General features: G+C 59.2%; 13 protein-coding genes. 8 read left to right on the forward strand and 5 right to left on the reverse strand.

The annotated features are described in order from the left end of the window. Window positions 1-23 precede the first annotated feature (23 nt). From B3I26_RS21775 to B3I26_RS21805, 7 genes are all read left to right on the forward strand, one after another. A complete protein-coding gene (locus B3I26_RS21775) occupies window positions 24-1004 on the forward strand; it encodes a phosphate ABC transporter substrate-binding protein PstS family protein (protein WP_296260716.1) in 981 nt (326 codons plus the stop codon). A gap of 206 nt (window positions 1005-1210) precedes the next feature. After that, complete coding sequence (locus B3I26_RS21780; RefSeq protein ID WP_296260717.1) at window positions 1211-3496, forward strand: ABC transporter permease subunit; 2286 nt, start codon at window positions 1211-1213, stop codon at window positions 3494-3496. 15 nt (window positions 3497-3511) lie between these two features. Beyond that, the gene (gene pstA, locus B3I26_RS21785) at window positions 3512-5182 is read left to right on the forward strand and encodes a phosphate ABC transporter permease PstA (RefSeq protein WP_296260718.1); all 1671 of its coding nucleotides are present in this window, start codon (window positions 3512-3514) and stop codon (window positions 5180-5182) included. Between the two features lie 111 nt (window positions 5183-5293). Continuing rightward, window positions 5294-6124: a phosphate ABC transporter ATP-binding protein PstB gene (gene pstB / locus B3I26_RS21790; protein WP_296260719.1), complete on the forward strand. Its 831-nt coding sequence runs from the start codon at window positions 5294-5296 to the stop codon at window positions 6122-6124. Window positions 6125-6177: 53 nt separating this feature from the next. After that, window positions 6178-6936, forward strand: a complete 759-nt coding sequence (gene phoU / locus B3I26_RS21795; RefSeq protein ID WP_296260720.1) for a phosphate signaling complex protein PhoU — start codon at window positions 6178-6180, stop codon at window positions 6934-6936. Between the two features lie 193 nt (window positions 6937-7129). Further along, on the forward strand, window positions 7130-8026 hold the full coding sequence (locus tag B3I26_RS21800) for a response regulator (protein WP_296260721.1): 897 nt from the start codon (window positions 7130-7132) through the stop codon (window positions 8024-8026). A gap of 243 nt (window positions 8027-8269) precedes the next feature. Then, window positions 8270-9178, forward strand: coding sequence for a peptidoglycan DD-metalloendopeptidase family protein (locus tag B3I26_RS21805; protein ID WP_296260723.1), 909 nt, complete (start codon window positions 8270-8272; stop codon window positions 9176-9178). 160 nt (window positions 9179-9338) lie between these two features. Here the strand turns inward: B3I26_RS21805 and B3I26_RS21810 are convergent, their stop codons facing one another. From B3I26_RS21810 to phoB, 3 genes are all read right to left on the reverse strand, one after another. Next, window positions 9339-10679 carry a hemolysin family protein gene (locus B3I26_RS21810; protein WP_296260724.1) on the reverse strand — a complete coding sequence of 447 codons (1341 nt, stop codon included), beginning with the start codon at window positions 10677-10679 and terminating at the stop codon, window positions 9339-9341. Window positions 10680-10777: 98 nt separating this feature from the next. After that, complete coding sequence (gene phoR, locus B3I26_RS21815) at window positions 10778-12079, reverse strand: phosphate regulon sensor histidine kinase PhoR (protein WP_296260725.1); 1302 nt, start codon at window positions 12077-12079, stop codon at window positions 10778-10780. 45 nt (window positions 12080-12124) lie between these two features. Then, entirely contained in the window at window positions 12125-12814 is a 690-nt protein-coding gene (gene phoB / locus B3I26_RS21820) for a phosphate regulon transcriptional regulator PhoB (RefSeq protein ID WP_296260729.1), read from the reverse strand. A gap of 171 nt (window positions 12815-12985) precedes the next feature. Between phoB and B3I26_RS21825 the strand changes: the two genes are divergently transcribed. Continuing rightward, complete coding sequence (locus B3I26_RS21825; protein ID WP_296260730.1) at window positions 12986-13366, forward strand: hypothetical protein; 381 nt, start codon at window positions 12986-12988, stop codon at window positions 13364-13366. 31 nt (window positions 13367-13397) lie between these two features. Here B3I26_RS21825 and ubiA read toward each other — a convergent pair whose 3' ends face one another. Together ubiA and B3I26_RS21835 are read right to left on the reverse strand one after the other, a co-directional pair. Further along, window positions 13398-14288, reverse strand: coding sequence for a 4-hydroxybenzoate octaprenyltransferase (gene ubiA / locus B3I26_RS21830; RefSeq protein WP_296260732.1), 891 nt, complete (start codon window positions 14286-14288; stop codon window positions 13398-13400). After that, window positions 14288-14863, reverse strand: coding sequence for a chorismate--pyruvate lyase family protein (locus B3I26_RS21835; RefSeq protein ID WP_296260733.1), 576 nt, complete (start codon window positions 14861-14863; stop codon window positions 14288-14290). The genes ubiA and B3I26_RS21835 overlap by 1 nt, the downstream gene beginning before the upstream one ends. Window positions 14864-15012: the final 149 nt, after the last annotated feature.

The raw sequence follows: 15012 nt of genomic DNA on the forward strand, positions 1-15012 counted from the left end.
CCTCACCTCGCCAGGAGCCAGGCATGCCCTTCAAGCGTTTGATGACGGCACTCACTTTTGTGGCCACCGGCATTGCAACTGCCAATGCAGCTGCTGCTGGTGCTGCAGTTGATCCTGCGATCAAACCTTACGTCAAAACCTCCGGTGTTTCGGGCAATCTGTCCAGTGTGGGCTCTGATACGTTGGCAAACCTCATGACGCTGTGGGCCGAGGCCTATAAGCGTGAATACCCCACCGTGAACATCCAGATTCAGGCGGCGGGCTCATCGACCGCGCCGCCAGCGTTGACCGAAGGCACGGCAACGCTGGGGCCGATGAGTCGCAAGATGAAGGACGGCGAAATCTCCGCATTCGAGCAAAAGTACGGCTACAAGCCGACCGCTGTTCCGGTGGCGGTGGATGCGCTGGCGGTGTTCGTGCACAAGGACAACCCGATCAGAGGCCTGACGCTGCAGCAAGTGGACGCGATTTTCTCCGCGACGCGTCTCTGTGGGGCCAAGGCGGATGCCAAACGCTGGAGCGACGTCGGCGTGACCGGCGACCTGGCCGACAAATCCATTCAGCTCTTCGGGCGTAATTCGGTGTCTGGCACCTACGGCTACTTCAAGGAAGTGTCGCTGTGCAAAGGCGATTTCAAGCCCAACGTCAACGAACAGCCTGGTTCAGCCTCGGTCGTCAGCTCGATCAGCAGCTCGCTCAATGGCATCGGTTATTCGGGCATTGGCTATAAAACCTCCAGCGTGCGTACCGTGCCGCTGGCGAAAAAGGACGGCGATGCCTTTATCGAAGACAACGAGGCCAATGCGCTGAATGGTACCTACCCACTGGCGCGCTTCCTGTATGTCTACGTCAACAAGGCTCCGAACACGCCGCTCAACCCGCTGGAGGCCGAGTTCGTCAAATTGGTCATGTCCAAACAAGGTCAGGAAGTTGTCATGAAAGACGGGTACATTCCTCTACCGGGCAAGGTTGTCAGCAAGACATTGGCTGATTTGGGGCTATAACAACGGATCGCGTGGCGAGCGGCCTGCTCTTATAGTCCAGAGCACCCGGATGCGGGGTGGCGGGTCGGGCCCGCTGCTCGATAAGAGCCTTATGGAACGAGGCTTGCGAAACATCAACAGTCCGTTGCCACGGCATCGCGGCGACGGGCTTTTTTGCGTCACCATGCTGTCATGTATCTGTCATACATAGCCGCTAGGGTGTGCGCATGAATGATTTGGCCAATTCATCGATGAGCGAAAAATCCCCGCCCCAGCGTATTGATTTCAATACCCCGGAGCTGCAGCGCAAGCGTCGCATCCGTGCGCTCAAAGATCGTCTCACGCGCTGGTACGTGCTGGTGGGTGGCCTCGCTGTTCTTGCTGCAATTACGCTGATCTTCTTTTACCTGGCCTATGTCGTCGCACCCCTCTTTCAGAGCGCGAAACTGACGCCCCTGACCGCGCAGGCTCCCACCTGGATGCACGACGCTGGCAAGCCCCTGATGCTGACTATCGAGGAGCAGAATCAGGTCGGCATGCGTGTGTCCGACGAGGGTCAAGCACTGTTCTTCAGTCTGGACGATGGTCGCGAGCTTTCCCGTGTACCGCTGCCTGTGCCAGCAGGTGCACATGTCACTTCTGTCGCCCAGGATCAGCCTGGCAAGCCGCTGGTGGCCGTGGGCCTGTCCAACGGCCGGGTCCTGGTGTTCAAGCACGCTTACCCGATCACCTACCTCGGAAGCCAAAAGACCATTACCCCGGCCATCAGTTGGCCCTATGGTCAGGCCCCGATGGCACTGGATGAAGAGGGGCGAGCGCTGGAACATGTCAGCCTCAACGCCAGCGATAACACGCTGATAGTGGCCGGCGCGACCGGCGCGCAGCTGCATGTTCTGTCTCTGAGCCAGACAGAAAACCTGATGACCGGCGAAATCACCCGCGAACAAAACCGTGTTGAACTGCCACAGCTCTCGGCGACCGTCAAAGCGATCTACGTCGATCCGCGCCAGCAGTGGCTGTACGTGATCAACGGTCGCGCCCAGGCGGATGTGTTCAACTTGCAAGACCGTACGCTGAACGGCCGCTACAAGCTGCTTGAAGACGCCAGCGCCCAGACCACCGCCAGCACGCAGCTGGTCGGTGGCATCTCTTTGTTGATTGGCAGTTCCAGGGGCAACATTGCCCAGTGGTTCATGGCCCGGGACGTCGATGGTGAGATGCGCCTGCAGCACATCCGCGACTTCAAGCTGGATAACGCTCCGATTTCGCAGATCACCGCCGAACAGCGCCGCAAAGGTTTCGTCGCCATGGACACCTCCGGCAAACTGGGTGTATTTCACAGCACCGCGCATCGCACGCTGTTGATCGATCCGGTCGCCAGCGGCCCTGCTGTAATGGGCCTGTCACCACGCGCCGATCGCCTTATCGTCGAAGACAACGGCAAGCTGCTGCCGCTGATGCTCAACAACCCGCATCCGGAGGTCTCGTGGAGCGCATTGTGGGATAAGGTTTGGTATGAGAATTACGACGAACCCAGGTACATCTGGCAGTCCACTGCCTCCAACAGTGATTTCGAGCCCAAGCTGAGCCTGGCGCCGCTCACCTACGGCACGCTCAAGGCTGCGTTCTATGCCATGTTGCTGGCTGCGCCGCTTGCCGTCGCCGCTGCTATCTATACCGCCTATTTCATGGCCCCCGGCATGCGACGCAAGGTCAAGCCGGTGATCGAATTGATGGAAGCGATGCCGACGGTGATCCTCGGTTTTTTTGCGGGTCTGTTTCTGGCACCGTACCTGGAGGGGCATCTGCCGGGGATTTTCAGCCTGCTGATCCTGACCCCGATCGGCATTCTGCTGGCGGGCTACCTGTGGACGCGCCTGCCTGATTCGATTCGCCTGCGGGTGCCTGATGGCTGGGAAAGCGCGATTCTGATCCCGGTCATTGTGCTGGTAGGGTGGGTGTCGCTGGGCATGAGTTCGCACATGGAGAGCTGGTTCTTCGGCGGCGACATGCGTTCCTGGATTACTAACGATCTGGGCATCACTTATGATCAGCGAAACGCGCTGGTGATCGGGCTCGCAATGGGCTTTGCGGTCATCCCTAATATTTATTCGATTGCCGAAGATGCCGTGTTCAGTGTGCCTCGCGGTTTGACCCTGGGCTCGCTGGCACTGGGCGCTACACCCTGGCAGACCTTGACCCGCGTAGTGATCCTGACCGCCAGCCCCGGTATCTTTTCGGCGCTGATGATCGGCATGGGCCGCGCTGTCGGCGAAACCATGATTGTGCTGATGGCCACCGGCAACACGCCCATCATGAACATGAACCTATTCGAAGGCATGCGCACCCTGGCAGCTAACGTCGCTGTGGAAATGCCGGAGTCCGAAGTGGGCGGCAGTCATTACCGCGTACTCTTCCTCGCGGCGCTGGTGCTGCTGATGTTTACGTTCGTCATGAATACCTTGGCAGAGCTGATCCGTCAGCGCCTGCGCAAGAAGTATTCGTCTCTCTAGGGCAGGTAGAAACGGATGAAAACAACCTCCCTGAAGCATTGGTTCAACAGCGGCGCCCCTGGCGTGTGGATGAGCGCGGGCGCAGTGTCGATAGCAGTGATCATGACCATCGGCCTGCTGGCGGTGATCGCGGTGCGCGGCTTGGGTCACTTCTGGCCTGCAGACGTGATTTCTGCCCACTACGAGGTGCCCGGTCAGCCAAGGCAGGTGCTGGTGGGTGAACGGGTGCAGTCAGAAGAGGTGCCACGTGCGCGACTAAGGGGCGCCGGATTGCCGGTTCCTGCTCAAGGGCCCCAGTTCATGACCCGCGACCTGTTCAAGGTGGGCAACCGCGATCTGAACCCCAGCGACTTCAACTGGGTCATCGGCCAATGGCTGACCGAACAGAGCAAGCCTGCCGAACTGATGACCATTGAGCGCCGTGAGTGGGGCAATTTCTACGGCTATCTGGTCAACGTCAAAGAAAACGGGCGGGTCATCGCCGAGGGCGAAGCCGCCTGGGCGCAATTGCGTGAACGTATTGCACGGGTGCAGAAGATTTCCAAAACGCTGGACGGCTTGGAAAAGACCGATATCGGCGCCATCAACCACGGTATCGAGCGTCTGCGGTTGCAAGCTCGCAAGCTGGAACTCAACGGTCGCCTGAGCGCTGAGACGCAGGCCGACATGGCTTCCGAGCGCGCAGAATACGAGGCACGTTATAAGGACGTCGAGTCCCGTCTGGGCGCGTTGCGCACCGAGTTCGGCCGTGACAGCCTGACCGCTCGCGACGCCAACGGCAAAGAAGTCGAGATCAGTCTGGGTAACGTGGTGCACGCCTATCAGCCCAACACGATGGGTGTCGCGAGCAAGCTGGGCTTTTATTTTCAGAAGCTTTGGGAATTCCTCAGTGACTCTCCCCGTGAAGCCAACACCGAAGGCGGGATTTTCCCGGCCATCTTCGGCACGGTGATGATGACTTTGATCATGGCCGTCATCGTGACGCCATTTGGCGTGCTGGCGGCGGTCTATCTGCGCGAATACGCGCGCCAGGGACCGCTGACGCGACTAATCCGTATCGCCGTAAACAACCTGGCGGGCGTTCCGGCGATCGTCTATGGCGTGTTCGGGCTGGGGTTCTTCGTTTACGTGCTGGGCGGCTCGCTGGATCGTCTTTTCTTTGCCGAAGCGCTGCCTGCGCCCACATTCGGCACGCCGGGTTTGCTCTGGGCCTCACTGACCCTCGCGCTGCTAGCGGTGCCGGTGGTGATTGTCGCGACGGAAGAGGGGCTTGCGCGCATCCCGCTGTCGCTGCGTGAGGGCTCGTTGGCCCTGGGCGCCACCAAGGCCGAGACGCTATGGAAGATCGTCCTGCCCATGGCCAGCCCGGCGATGATGACTGGCCTGATTCTGGCGGTGGCCCGCGCTGCCGGCGAAGTGGCGCCACTGATGCTGGTTGGTGTGGTGAAGATGGCGCCTTCGTTGCCGCTCGATGGCAACTACCCGTATCTGCACCTGGACCAAAAGATCATGCACCTGGGCTTCCATATCTATGACGTAGGCTTTCAAAGCCCCAACGTCGAGGCCGCGCGGCCGCTGGTGTACGCCACGGCGTTGTTGCTGGTCCTGGTGATCGCTCTGCTGAACCTCTGCGCGGTGTTCATCCGTAATCGTCTGCGCGAGAAGTACAAGGCGTTCGACGGGTAAAGCAGCTTCGAGCCTTGAACTGCAAGCAACACGCTCAATACCCTGCCGTTTCTATACCAGACTTGCCGCCTGCAGCTTAAAGCTCGCAGCTACGAACGAAGTGAGGCAGATATGCAAGATTCCCACACCCGCGCCATTAACATGTCGGCATTGGGCCGCAAGCGCCAAGGGCTGGACCTCGCCAGCGAAGAGGTGGCCCTGGAAGTGCCGGGCCTGAGTCTTTTCTACGGCCATAAGCAGGCGCTGTACGACATTCGCATGAATATCCCCAAGCGACGGGTGACCTCGTTCATCGGTCCGTCCGGCTGCGGTAAATCAACCCTGTTGCGCACCTTCAACCGCATGAACGATTTGGTGGACGGCTGCCGCGTGCAGGGCGAGATCAAGCTGTACGGTCACGACATCTACACCAAGGGTGAGGACGTTGCCGAATTGCGTCGTCGGGTCGGTATGGTGTTTCAGAAACCTAACCCGTTTCCCAAGACCGTTTATGAAAACGTGGTGTATGGCCTGCGGCTCCAGGGCATCAACAAAAAGCGCACGCTCGACGAGGCGGTCGAGTGGGCGTTGCGGGGCGCGGCGCTGTGGGATGAGGTCAAGGACCGCCTGCATGAATCGGCGCTCGGGCTCTCCGGGGGTCAGCAGCAACGTTTGGTGATCGCCCGCACTATCGCCGTCGAGCCCGAAGTATTGCTGCTCGATGAGCCGTGCTCGGCGCTCGACCCGATTTCGACGTTAAAAGTCGAAGAGCTGATCTACGAACTGAAATCCAAATACACCATTGTGATCGTTACCCACAACATGCAGCAGGCGGCGCGTGTATCGGATTACACCGCGTTTCTGCACATGGGCAAGGTGGTCGAATTCGGGGACACCGATACGCTGTTCACCAATCCGACCAAAAAGCAGACGGAAGACTACATAACCGGTCGTTACGGCTAGCGCGTGTTTCGTCAGCCCTGAACCACCGCGCAATCATCGGACGGACACTGAGCATGATCAAAGACAGCCATACACATCACATCTCCCAGCAGTTCAACGCTGAACTGGAAGAAGTTCGCAGCCACCTGCTGGAAATGGGGGGGCTGGTCGAGAAGCAGGTCAACGACGCGGTCACTGCGTTGATCGAAGCCGACTCCGGCCTTGCCCAGCGAGTGCGCGAAGTCGACGACCGCATCAACCAGATGGAGCGCAACATCGACGAGGAATGCCTGCGCATCCTGGCCCGGCGTCAGCCTGCGGCTTCGGACCTGCGGTTGATCATCAGCATCTCCAAGTCGGTGATAGACCTTGAGCGTATCGGAGACGAGTCGACCAAGATCGCTCGTCGCGCTATCCAGCTGTGCGAAGAAGGCGAATCGCCGCGTGGCTACGTGGAAGTACGGCACATCAGTGATCAGGTCAGCAAAATGGTGCGTGATGCGCTGGACTCGTTCGCCCGTTTCGACGCCGATCTGGCGCTGTCAGTTGCGCAATACGACAAAAACATCGACCGTGAATACAAAACCGCGCTGCGTGAACTGGTCACTTACATGATGGAGGATCCGCGTTCGATTTCCCGCGTGCTCAATGTGATCTGGGTGCTGCGTTCGCTGGAGCGTATCGGTGATCACGCACGCAACATCTCGGAGCTGGTGATTTATCTGGTGCGCGGCACCGACGTGCGCCACCTTGGGCTCAAGCGCATGCAGCAGGAAGTCAAAGGTCTGTCTGCCGAAATAGCTAATGTTCCGGACGTACCTGACGATAAGTAAGATTGCCTGAGAAAAAATGCCCGGCGACCGCCGGGCTTTTTTTTGAGTGAGCTGTTTTTCAGCGCTTGTTTTTTTTACCGCCCATTTATGTCACCCGCGAATAAATATCCCGGTGTCGTCAAACAATTTGGCAGTTGGCCACCAGCCAGCGATATGCTCGCCATTTGCGGTGAACACGCCATCAGGAGCGTCGATGAGTAAAGTCAGTGTATTGGTGGTGGATGATGCGCCGTTCATCCGCGACCTGGTTAAGAAAGGGCTGCGTAATGCCTTTCCCGGCATAGCGCTGGAAGACGCAGTCAATGGTCGTAAAGCCCAGCTCCTGCTGAGCAAAGAGGTCTTTGACCTGGTGTTGTGCGATTGGGAAATGCCCGAAATGTCCGGCCTCGAATTGCTGACCTGGTGTCGTCAGCAAGAAAGCCTGAAGGGTATGCCGTTTATCATGGTAACCAGTCGTGGCGACAAGGAAAACGTCATACAGGCGATCCAGGCTGGTGTATCTGACTTCATCGGTAAGCCGTTTACCAACGAGCAGTTGCTGACCAAGGTCAAGAAAGCGCTGCACAAGGTCGGCAAGCTGGAGGCGCTGATGTCCTCTGCGCCGGCCCGCGCGAATGCAGCCTTCGCCAACGACTCGCTGGGCGCGCTGACTGGCAACCGGCCCGAGGTCGTTTCCGCGACACCACCCGTATCGACGCCTGCGCAGCCGGCGATCAAGCCCGCTGCCCAATCGGCACCTTCGAAGGAGCCCACGGGTCGTGGTCAGGGTCAGTTGCGCTTGTCCAGCGGTACGCAGCAATGCGTGATCAAAGCGTTGACGCTCAAGGAAGCCTCGCTGGTGGTGCGTCGCGGCGAGACCCTGCCGCAGATCCTGGACAGTGCGGTGCTCGACCTGGAGCAGGGCGAGAACGCCGAGGTCGCCCGGTTGAACGGTTACCTGCACGCCATCGCAGCCTTCGAGCAGAAGCCGGACAGCGACTGGCTGCAACTGACCTTCCGTTTCGTTGATCAGGACACCCAAAAGCTCGACTACCTGTCGCGTCTGATCGCTCGGGGTACGGCACTCAAGCATTTCGTTCCTGGCGCGTAAGGCGTCTGATTCTGGCCCAGGCGTAAGCGTCAGGCTTGCCAGCGGTTCCGCGCGGATCGCGGCCCCGCTCCGGCGCCTTCGCCAGAAGCCGATTTTTCGTATGGAAATTGCTAAACCAGGTTTGCTTGACCCTGACGCGATTTCCTTGACGCTTCGTCTATTACCGATTGATACGGATAAGTCCTTTTACCTCGGCTTCGCTGTTAGGCTTGCCCCCAATTGTCCTTACGCCAGGCCTATCGGATGTTTGAGCGCTTGCTGGTCGTGTGTGCACTGCTTATGGCTGCTCAGGCGGCCGAAGCGGTGACCATTTATAGATTCACCGACGCCAACGGAGTGGTTTCGTTTACCGACCAACCCGTTCCCGGCGCGCAGGTGATGAAACTTCGCGAGCGCATGGTCGAGCACATCGACGCTCAGGTCCGGCTCAACGTCAAGAAAGCCAAAGGCACCGACAGCCTCTATGTGCGCAACGATCTGTATGCGCCGGTGGAAATCGAGCTGAAGCTCTCAGGCGTCAAGAACGTCGTGGGCGTGGCTGATCAAGTCATTCGCCGCACTGTTCCCGCGCGCAGCAACCAGCGCCTCATCGCACTCAGCCCAATCACGCCAGGCAAAGCCATGGCCTACAGGCCGAGCCTGCGATCCATCATCGGCGACCCACAGTCCGGCATGGCAGGCATTGGCTTGGGCTACCGTTATCCGCTGCCGTGGGTGGGTGGCCCGTTCCGTATCAGCCAAGGGCCCAATGGCGCATACAGCCATGTCGGCGCCAGGAGCCGTTATGCCATCGATATCGCCATGCCCGAAGGCACACAAATCATCGCAGCGCGTAGCGGGACGGTGATCAAGACCGAAAATACCCAGACGGGCCGGGGCGCGAACCCGTCGGGCAATTTCGTGCGCATCCTGCACGACGACGGCACGATGGGCGTTTATCTGCACCTTCAACAGGGGTCGGTCAGCGTGAAGGAAGGCGAACGGGTCGCCGTGGGCACGCCGCTGGGGCGTTCCGGCAATACCGGCAACAGCACCGGGCCGCACCTGCATTTCGTGGTGCAGCGCAACGTCGGGCTGGCGCTGGAGTCGATCCCCTACGAGTTCGCCCAGCCAGTGCAAAACCTGCCGAATTTTGCCGTTGGAGGGAATTGAAGCAGCTTGAGTGTGCGACACAAGCAGGTCTGAAACAGCCCTCCGTGGCCGCACGGCCTGCAGGCGGTAGCAATCAAAGACGCCACCGCCAGTAATAGTGGCTACAGAACGTAGTGCGGCTCGGTAACACTCAAAGCGCTTGCGGCCGCATGCGCTTTGATCAGTCCAGCTTTAACACCTTGGCCAGCACGATTTTCGGGCCTTTCATCTTTTTGATGATGATACGCAGGCCCTCGATCTCCATGACTTCCTCCTCCTCGGGCACGCGCTTGAGGCTGTCATAGATCAGGCCCGCCAGTGTCTCGGCTTCGACGTGGTCCAGATCGATACCCAGCAGGCGCTCGACCTTGAACAGCGGCGTGTCGCCACGCACCAGCAGCTTGCCCGGCTGATACGCCAGAATGCCGCGCTCAGCCTTACGGTGTTCATCCTGAATATCGCCGACCAGCACTTCCAGCACGTCTTCCATGGTCAGGTAACCAATCACCTTGCCATCCGCTTCTTCGACCAGCGCGAAGTGCGCGCCGCCCTGCCGGAATTGCTCCAGCAGGCGCGACAGTGGCATGTGCTTGGACACACGCTCCAGCGGGCGCGTGAGCTCGGCCAGGTTGAACGATTCGGGAATGTGATCCAGCGCGGCCAGTTCAAGCAGCAAATCCTTGATGTGCAACAGACCAACGAACTCGCCACGCTCGGCGTCGTACACCGGGTAGCGGCTGAATTTATGGCGGCGGAACAGCGCAAGAATCTCCTTGAGCGGCGCGTTAAAGTCCAGCGTCACCAGGTCTTCCCGGGAGTTGGCCCAATCCACCACTTCCAGTTCGCCCATCTCCACCGCAGAAGCCAGCACGCGCATGCCTTGGTCGCTGGGGTCCTGACCGCGGCTGGAGTGCAGTATCAGCTTGAGCTCTTCTCGACTGTAGTGGTGCTCGTGATGCGGACCGGGTTCGCCCTGACCCGCAATGCGCAAGATGCCGTTGGCGCTGGCGTTTAGCAGGTAAATGGCCGGGTACATGGTCCAATAAAAGAGATAAAGCGGGACCGCCGTCCACAGCGACAGCAGCTCTGGCTTGCGAATGGCCCAGGATTTGGGTGCCAGTTCGCCGACCACGATGTGCAGATAGGAAATGACGAAAAAGGCTGTGAAGAAAGAAACGCCTTTGACGACTTCCGGGGAATTGACTCCCAGCATTTCCAGCAGCGGCGCCAAAAGATGAGCGAAAGCGGGCTCACCAACCCAGCCCAGGCCGAGCGAGGCGAGTGTGATACCCAGCTGGCAGGCCGAGAGATAGGCGTCCAGCTGACTGTGAACCGTGCGCAGGATCCGGCCGCGCCAGCCGTTTTTTTCAGCGATCGATTCCACGCGAGTGGAGCGCAGCTTGACCATGGCGAACTCTGCGGCAACGAAAAAACCGTTGAGCAGCACCAGAATCATTGCGAAGAGAATCATGCCGAAGTCGGCGAAAATTGAAGCCAGGCTAATAGCAGGGGAAGGGTCCATGATGGAGTTTTGCAGGTTCCGTTTCGAAGAAAGGTGAAATAAGCCCTAACGAATTGAGGCCATAAGCGCAGCAATTTAGCGGCTATCCGCGAGCTTTGCTAGGGCTTGGTCATCTGGACGGGGGCGAAGTTGCAGATAAACACGCTGCCCTTGCCCAACACGCTGTTGATCTCTAGCGATCCGCGATGGCGCAACAGTACATGCTTGACGATTGCCAGACCCAATCCTGTGCCCCCGGTATTTGAGGCGCGGCTGGAGTCAACGCGATAGAAGCGCTCAGTCAGACGCGGTAAGTGCTTGGTGTCGATGCCTATGCCCGAGTCCTGCACACTCAGGTGTGCGCCGCGCCCGTCAGCCCACCAGCGAATACGGATCTTCCCCTGCGCCGGGGTGTATTTCACCGCATTGAAAATCAGATTGGAGAATGCACTGCGCAGCTCTGCCTCGCTGCCTTTGAGGCTCCAGTCGCTTTCCAGCTCCAGCGTGATCTCCTGGTTTTTGGCCCCAGACAAGGCCTGGGCATCGTTCTTGATGCTCTGCAACAGCGCTGACACGCCCACGGGCTGGTTGTCGGACGGGTAATCCGTGGCTTCGAGTTTGGCTAACAGCAACAGATCGCTGAGCAGCGTTTGCATGCGTCCGCCTTGCTGGTGCATTTGCTGCAGAGCGCGGACCCAGCGCGGGTTAACTTGCTCGACGTTATCGAGCAGCGTCTCAAGATAACCGCAGATCACTGTCAGTGGCGTGCGCAGTTCGTGGGACACATTGGCCACGAAGTCCTTACGCATCTGTTCGAGTTGATGAAGCCGGGTAACATCGCGCACCAGCATCAGATGCTCGTTGTTGCCGTAGCGGGTGATCAGCATCTGGATGCGCAGACGGTCATTGACCGGTGAAGGGATTTCCAGCGGCTCGGCGTAATTAGCGTGCGCAAAGTACTCCTTGAAGCGCGGATGCCGTACCAGGTTGGTCACCGGCTGGCCGCTGTCTTGAGGTGTTTTCAACCCGAGCAGGGTTTCGGCGGCGCGGTTCCACCATTCCAGGTTGCCTTCGCTGTCAAGCATGATCACCGCGTCCTGCAACGCAGCAGTGGACTCCTGGACCCGGTCGATGACTGCCTGCAGCCGCCCGCGAACGCGCTGGTCACGGCGTTGCAAGTGATAAATGCTATCGAACACATCGCCCCAGAGACCGTAGCCATCCGGCGGCGGCTCGTCGGGTTTGTGATTGCGAAGCCAGTCGTGCAGACGCAGCAACTGTTTGAGGGTCCAGGCCAGATACAGTCCCAGGCCGATGGCCAGGCACCCACCATAATGCCCGCTGAACAGGCCGGCCAGCAGCGAGGCCGAGACCAACAGCAGCAAGTGGCGGATCAGAGTGCCATGCCAGTTGTGATTCAATTAACGCGTCCTTGTCTTCAGCACAGGCTGAGTCCAAAAGCCTGCTCAGCTTTTGGTGGAGAACCGGTAGCCAGTACCGCGGACGGTTTGTACCAGATTTTCATAGGCATCGCCGAGGGCTTTGCGCAGGCGACGGATGTGGACATCGACGGTGCGCTCCTCAACATAGACATTACCGCCCCAGACCTGATCGAGCAGCTGCCCGCGGGTGTAGGCACGTTCCTGATGGGTCATGAAAAATTGCAGCAGGCGGTATTCGGTCGGCCCCATCTCGGCCGGTTTGCCGTCGATGGTCACGCGGTGGCTGATCGGGTCGAGCAGCAGGCCGCCCACTTCGATGGGCGACTCGCCATCGTTGGGGCCAGCGCGGCGCAGCACGGCCTTGAGGCGTGCTACCAGCTCGCGAGGAGAGAAAGGTTTGGTGATGTAATCATCGGCACCCACTTCAAGGCCCTGGATCTTGTTGTCCTCTTCGCCCTTGGCGGTGAGCATGATGATCGGGATGTCTCCGGTCAGCTCATCACGCTTCAACCGGCGCGCCAATTCGATGCCAGAGGTACCGGGCAGCATCCAGTCGAGCAGAATCAAATCGGGCTTGCGATCGACGATCACAGCGTGGGCTTGCTGAGAGTTCTCTGCCTCCATGCAGTCATAGCCGGCCATTTCCAGGGCGACGGCGATCATCTCGCGAATCGGCGCTTCGTCATCGACGATCAGAATGCTTCTGCCAGCCATGCCTCGAACCTCATGTCATTTAACTGTCTTGGGGCGCATTAGATAACGGAATTATTGCAGTCGTGTGACAGGTTAGTTGGGGCGGTGCGCAATGCCTGGTCTAGAGCTAAGCTATCGGTCCTGTCCTACAAAAACTGTCGCAACTTAGACGAACAAAAAGAGGATGTACCTATGGCTAAGATTTGTTCTGCTCTTGTGGGCCTGCTGACTGCCGCCGCACTGGCATCGTCAGGCCTGGCCTTTGGCGCCGACCCTGCAATGACCACCGACGGTATGCTGACCACTCACGAGGGCCAGACCCTTTACACCTTCGACAAAGACACGTCGGCCGGTAAATCGGTGTGTAACGATCAATGCGCGACCAACTGGCCACCCTTGACCGCCAGCGACAGTGACAAGGCCGAAGGCGACTGGACCATCATCAAGCGCGAAGACGGTACTTCGCAGTGGGTTTACAAAGGCAAACCGTTGTACACGTTCAAGAGTGACAAAGCCGCTGGCGACAGGACGGGCGACGGCAAGGGCGATGCCTGGCACGTTGCCAAACCCTGATTGAACGCCCCCTGCGCTGTCCCGCATCGGTTCAGCGCAGCGCGTAATCCACTACGATTCCGACAAAGATCGCCAGACCCGCCCAGTGGTTATGCAGAAAGGCCTTGAAGCAGGCCTGTGGGTCTTTATCCCGCGTCGACCAGAACTCCCAGGCGAAACAGCCGGCTGCGACCAGAAGGCCGAGGAAGAAATACAGACCCAATTCAAAGCGTGAGCCGGCCAGCATCAGGCAGAAAAGCGCCAGGCACTGCAGCGTCAGAATGATCACCCTGTCGGCGTCACCGAACAGCACGGCGGTGGATTTCACGCCAATCTTCAAGTCATCTTCGCGGTCGGTCATGGCGTAGTAGGTGTCATAACCGACGGTCCACAGCAGGTTAGCGATGTATAGCAGCCACGCCGCGGGGGGCAGATCGCCGGTCTGCGCCGTAAACGCCATCGGCATTCCCCACGAGAAGGCCGCTCCCAGGACCACTTGCGGGTAATAGGTGTAGCGCTTCATGAACGGGTACGTGGCCGCCAGTGCCAGACCGCCGAACGACAGCCAGATGGTGGTGGAATTGGTCATCAGCACCAGGCCGAAGCTCAATGCAACCAGCACTGCGAACAGAACCAACGCTTCTTTTGACGTCACCCTGCCGCTCACCAACGGACGCTGCTCGGTACGTTTGACGTGGCCGTCAACCTTACGGTCGGCGAAGTCATTGATCACGCAACCCGCAGCGCGCATCAGGAACACGCCGATTATAAAGATCAGCACGTTGCCCAACGAAGGCGAACCCTTGCCTGCAATCCAAAGCGCCCACAGTGTCGGCCACAGCAGCAAATAGATGCCGATAGGTTTTTCAATGCGCATCAGTTGGATGAAATCCCAGGCGCGCGGGTGCAGGCGATTGAGAGACTTGAGCAGCGACAGGTACATCAACGGCGCTCCTTGTTTGAGTCGGCGGCATGATCGATGGCGCGCCACACGGTCGGCAAAAACACTTCGGCCACCAGAATGCTCAACGGCCCACGGCGGAAACAGGAGCGACGGCCCCACAGACCTGCTGCAGTCTCGGCCTGCGGCAGCCACGACGCGGGGTATTGGCAAACCTGTAAAGGCCCGCGCGCGAAGGCTCGGTCACTGAACAGCAGCTCACCCAAGGAGCGCGTGCCGAGTTCGTCCATGTGCAGACCTTCCTCTTCAAGCGCCGCACGGCCCGCGACGCTGCGGGCAAACACCCAAGGCTGCCCAGCTCCGAGCAAATACACCTCGCGCACCCAGCCCTCGCTGCCGTCTGGCAGTTGCAACGCGGCGCACTCATCGGGACGCAGGCGCTGCCAGCCTTCAAGCAGTGGCCTGACGCTGAAGTGGTCATTGGAAAGCCGCGTCAGTCGGCGAGTCAGGGAGTCTTCATGGAACAGCCACTCGACGACTTTAGGCGCGGGTGCTTCGATCAGTTGATCGCGCAACAGCCAGTCTGGCGTCGGACATGCAGGATTTTGCTGGATCACAGTGAGCAGTTATTGGCAGTAATCGAGGCGGCGAGCTTAGCATGATTGGTGATTCTGGCCGACGACCGGACTGCCTGGTCAACGTCGATGAAACTTGCGTCATCGTCCCGCGATCAGTAAAACGCCCAGACCCATTCGAAAAAAGCGCG

Source organism: Pseudomonas sp. UBA5706 (assembly GCF_002419965.1).
Taxonomy (GTDB): domain Bacteria; phylum Pseudomonadota; class Gammaproteobacteria; order Pseudomonadales; family Pseudomonadaceae; genus Aquipseudomonas.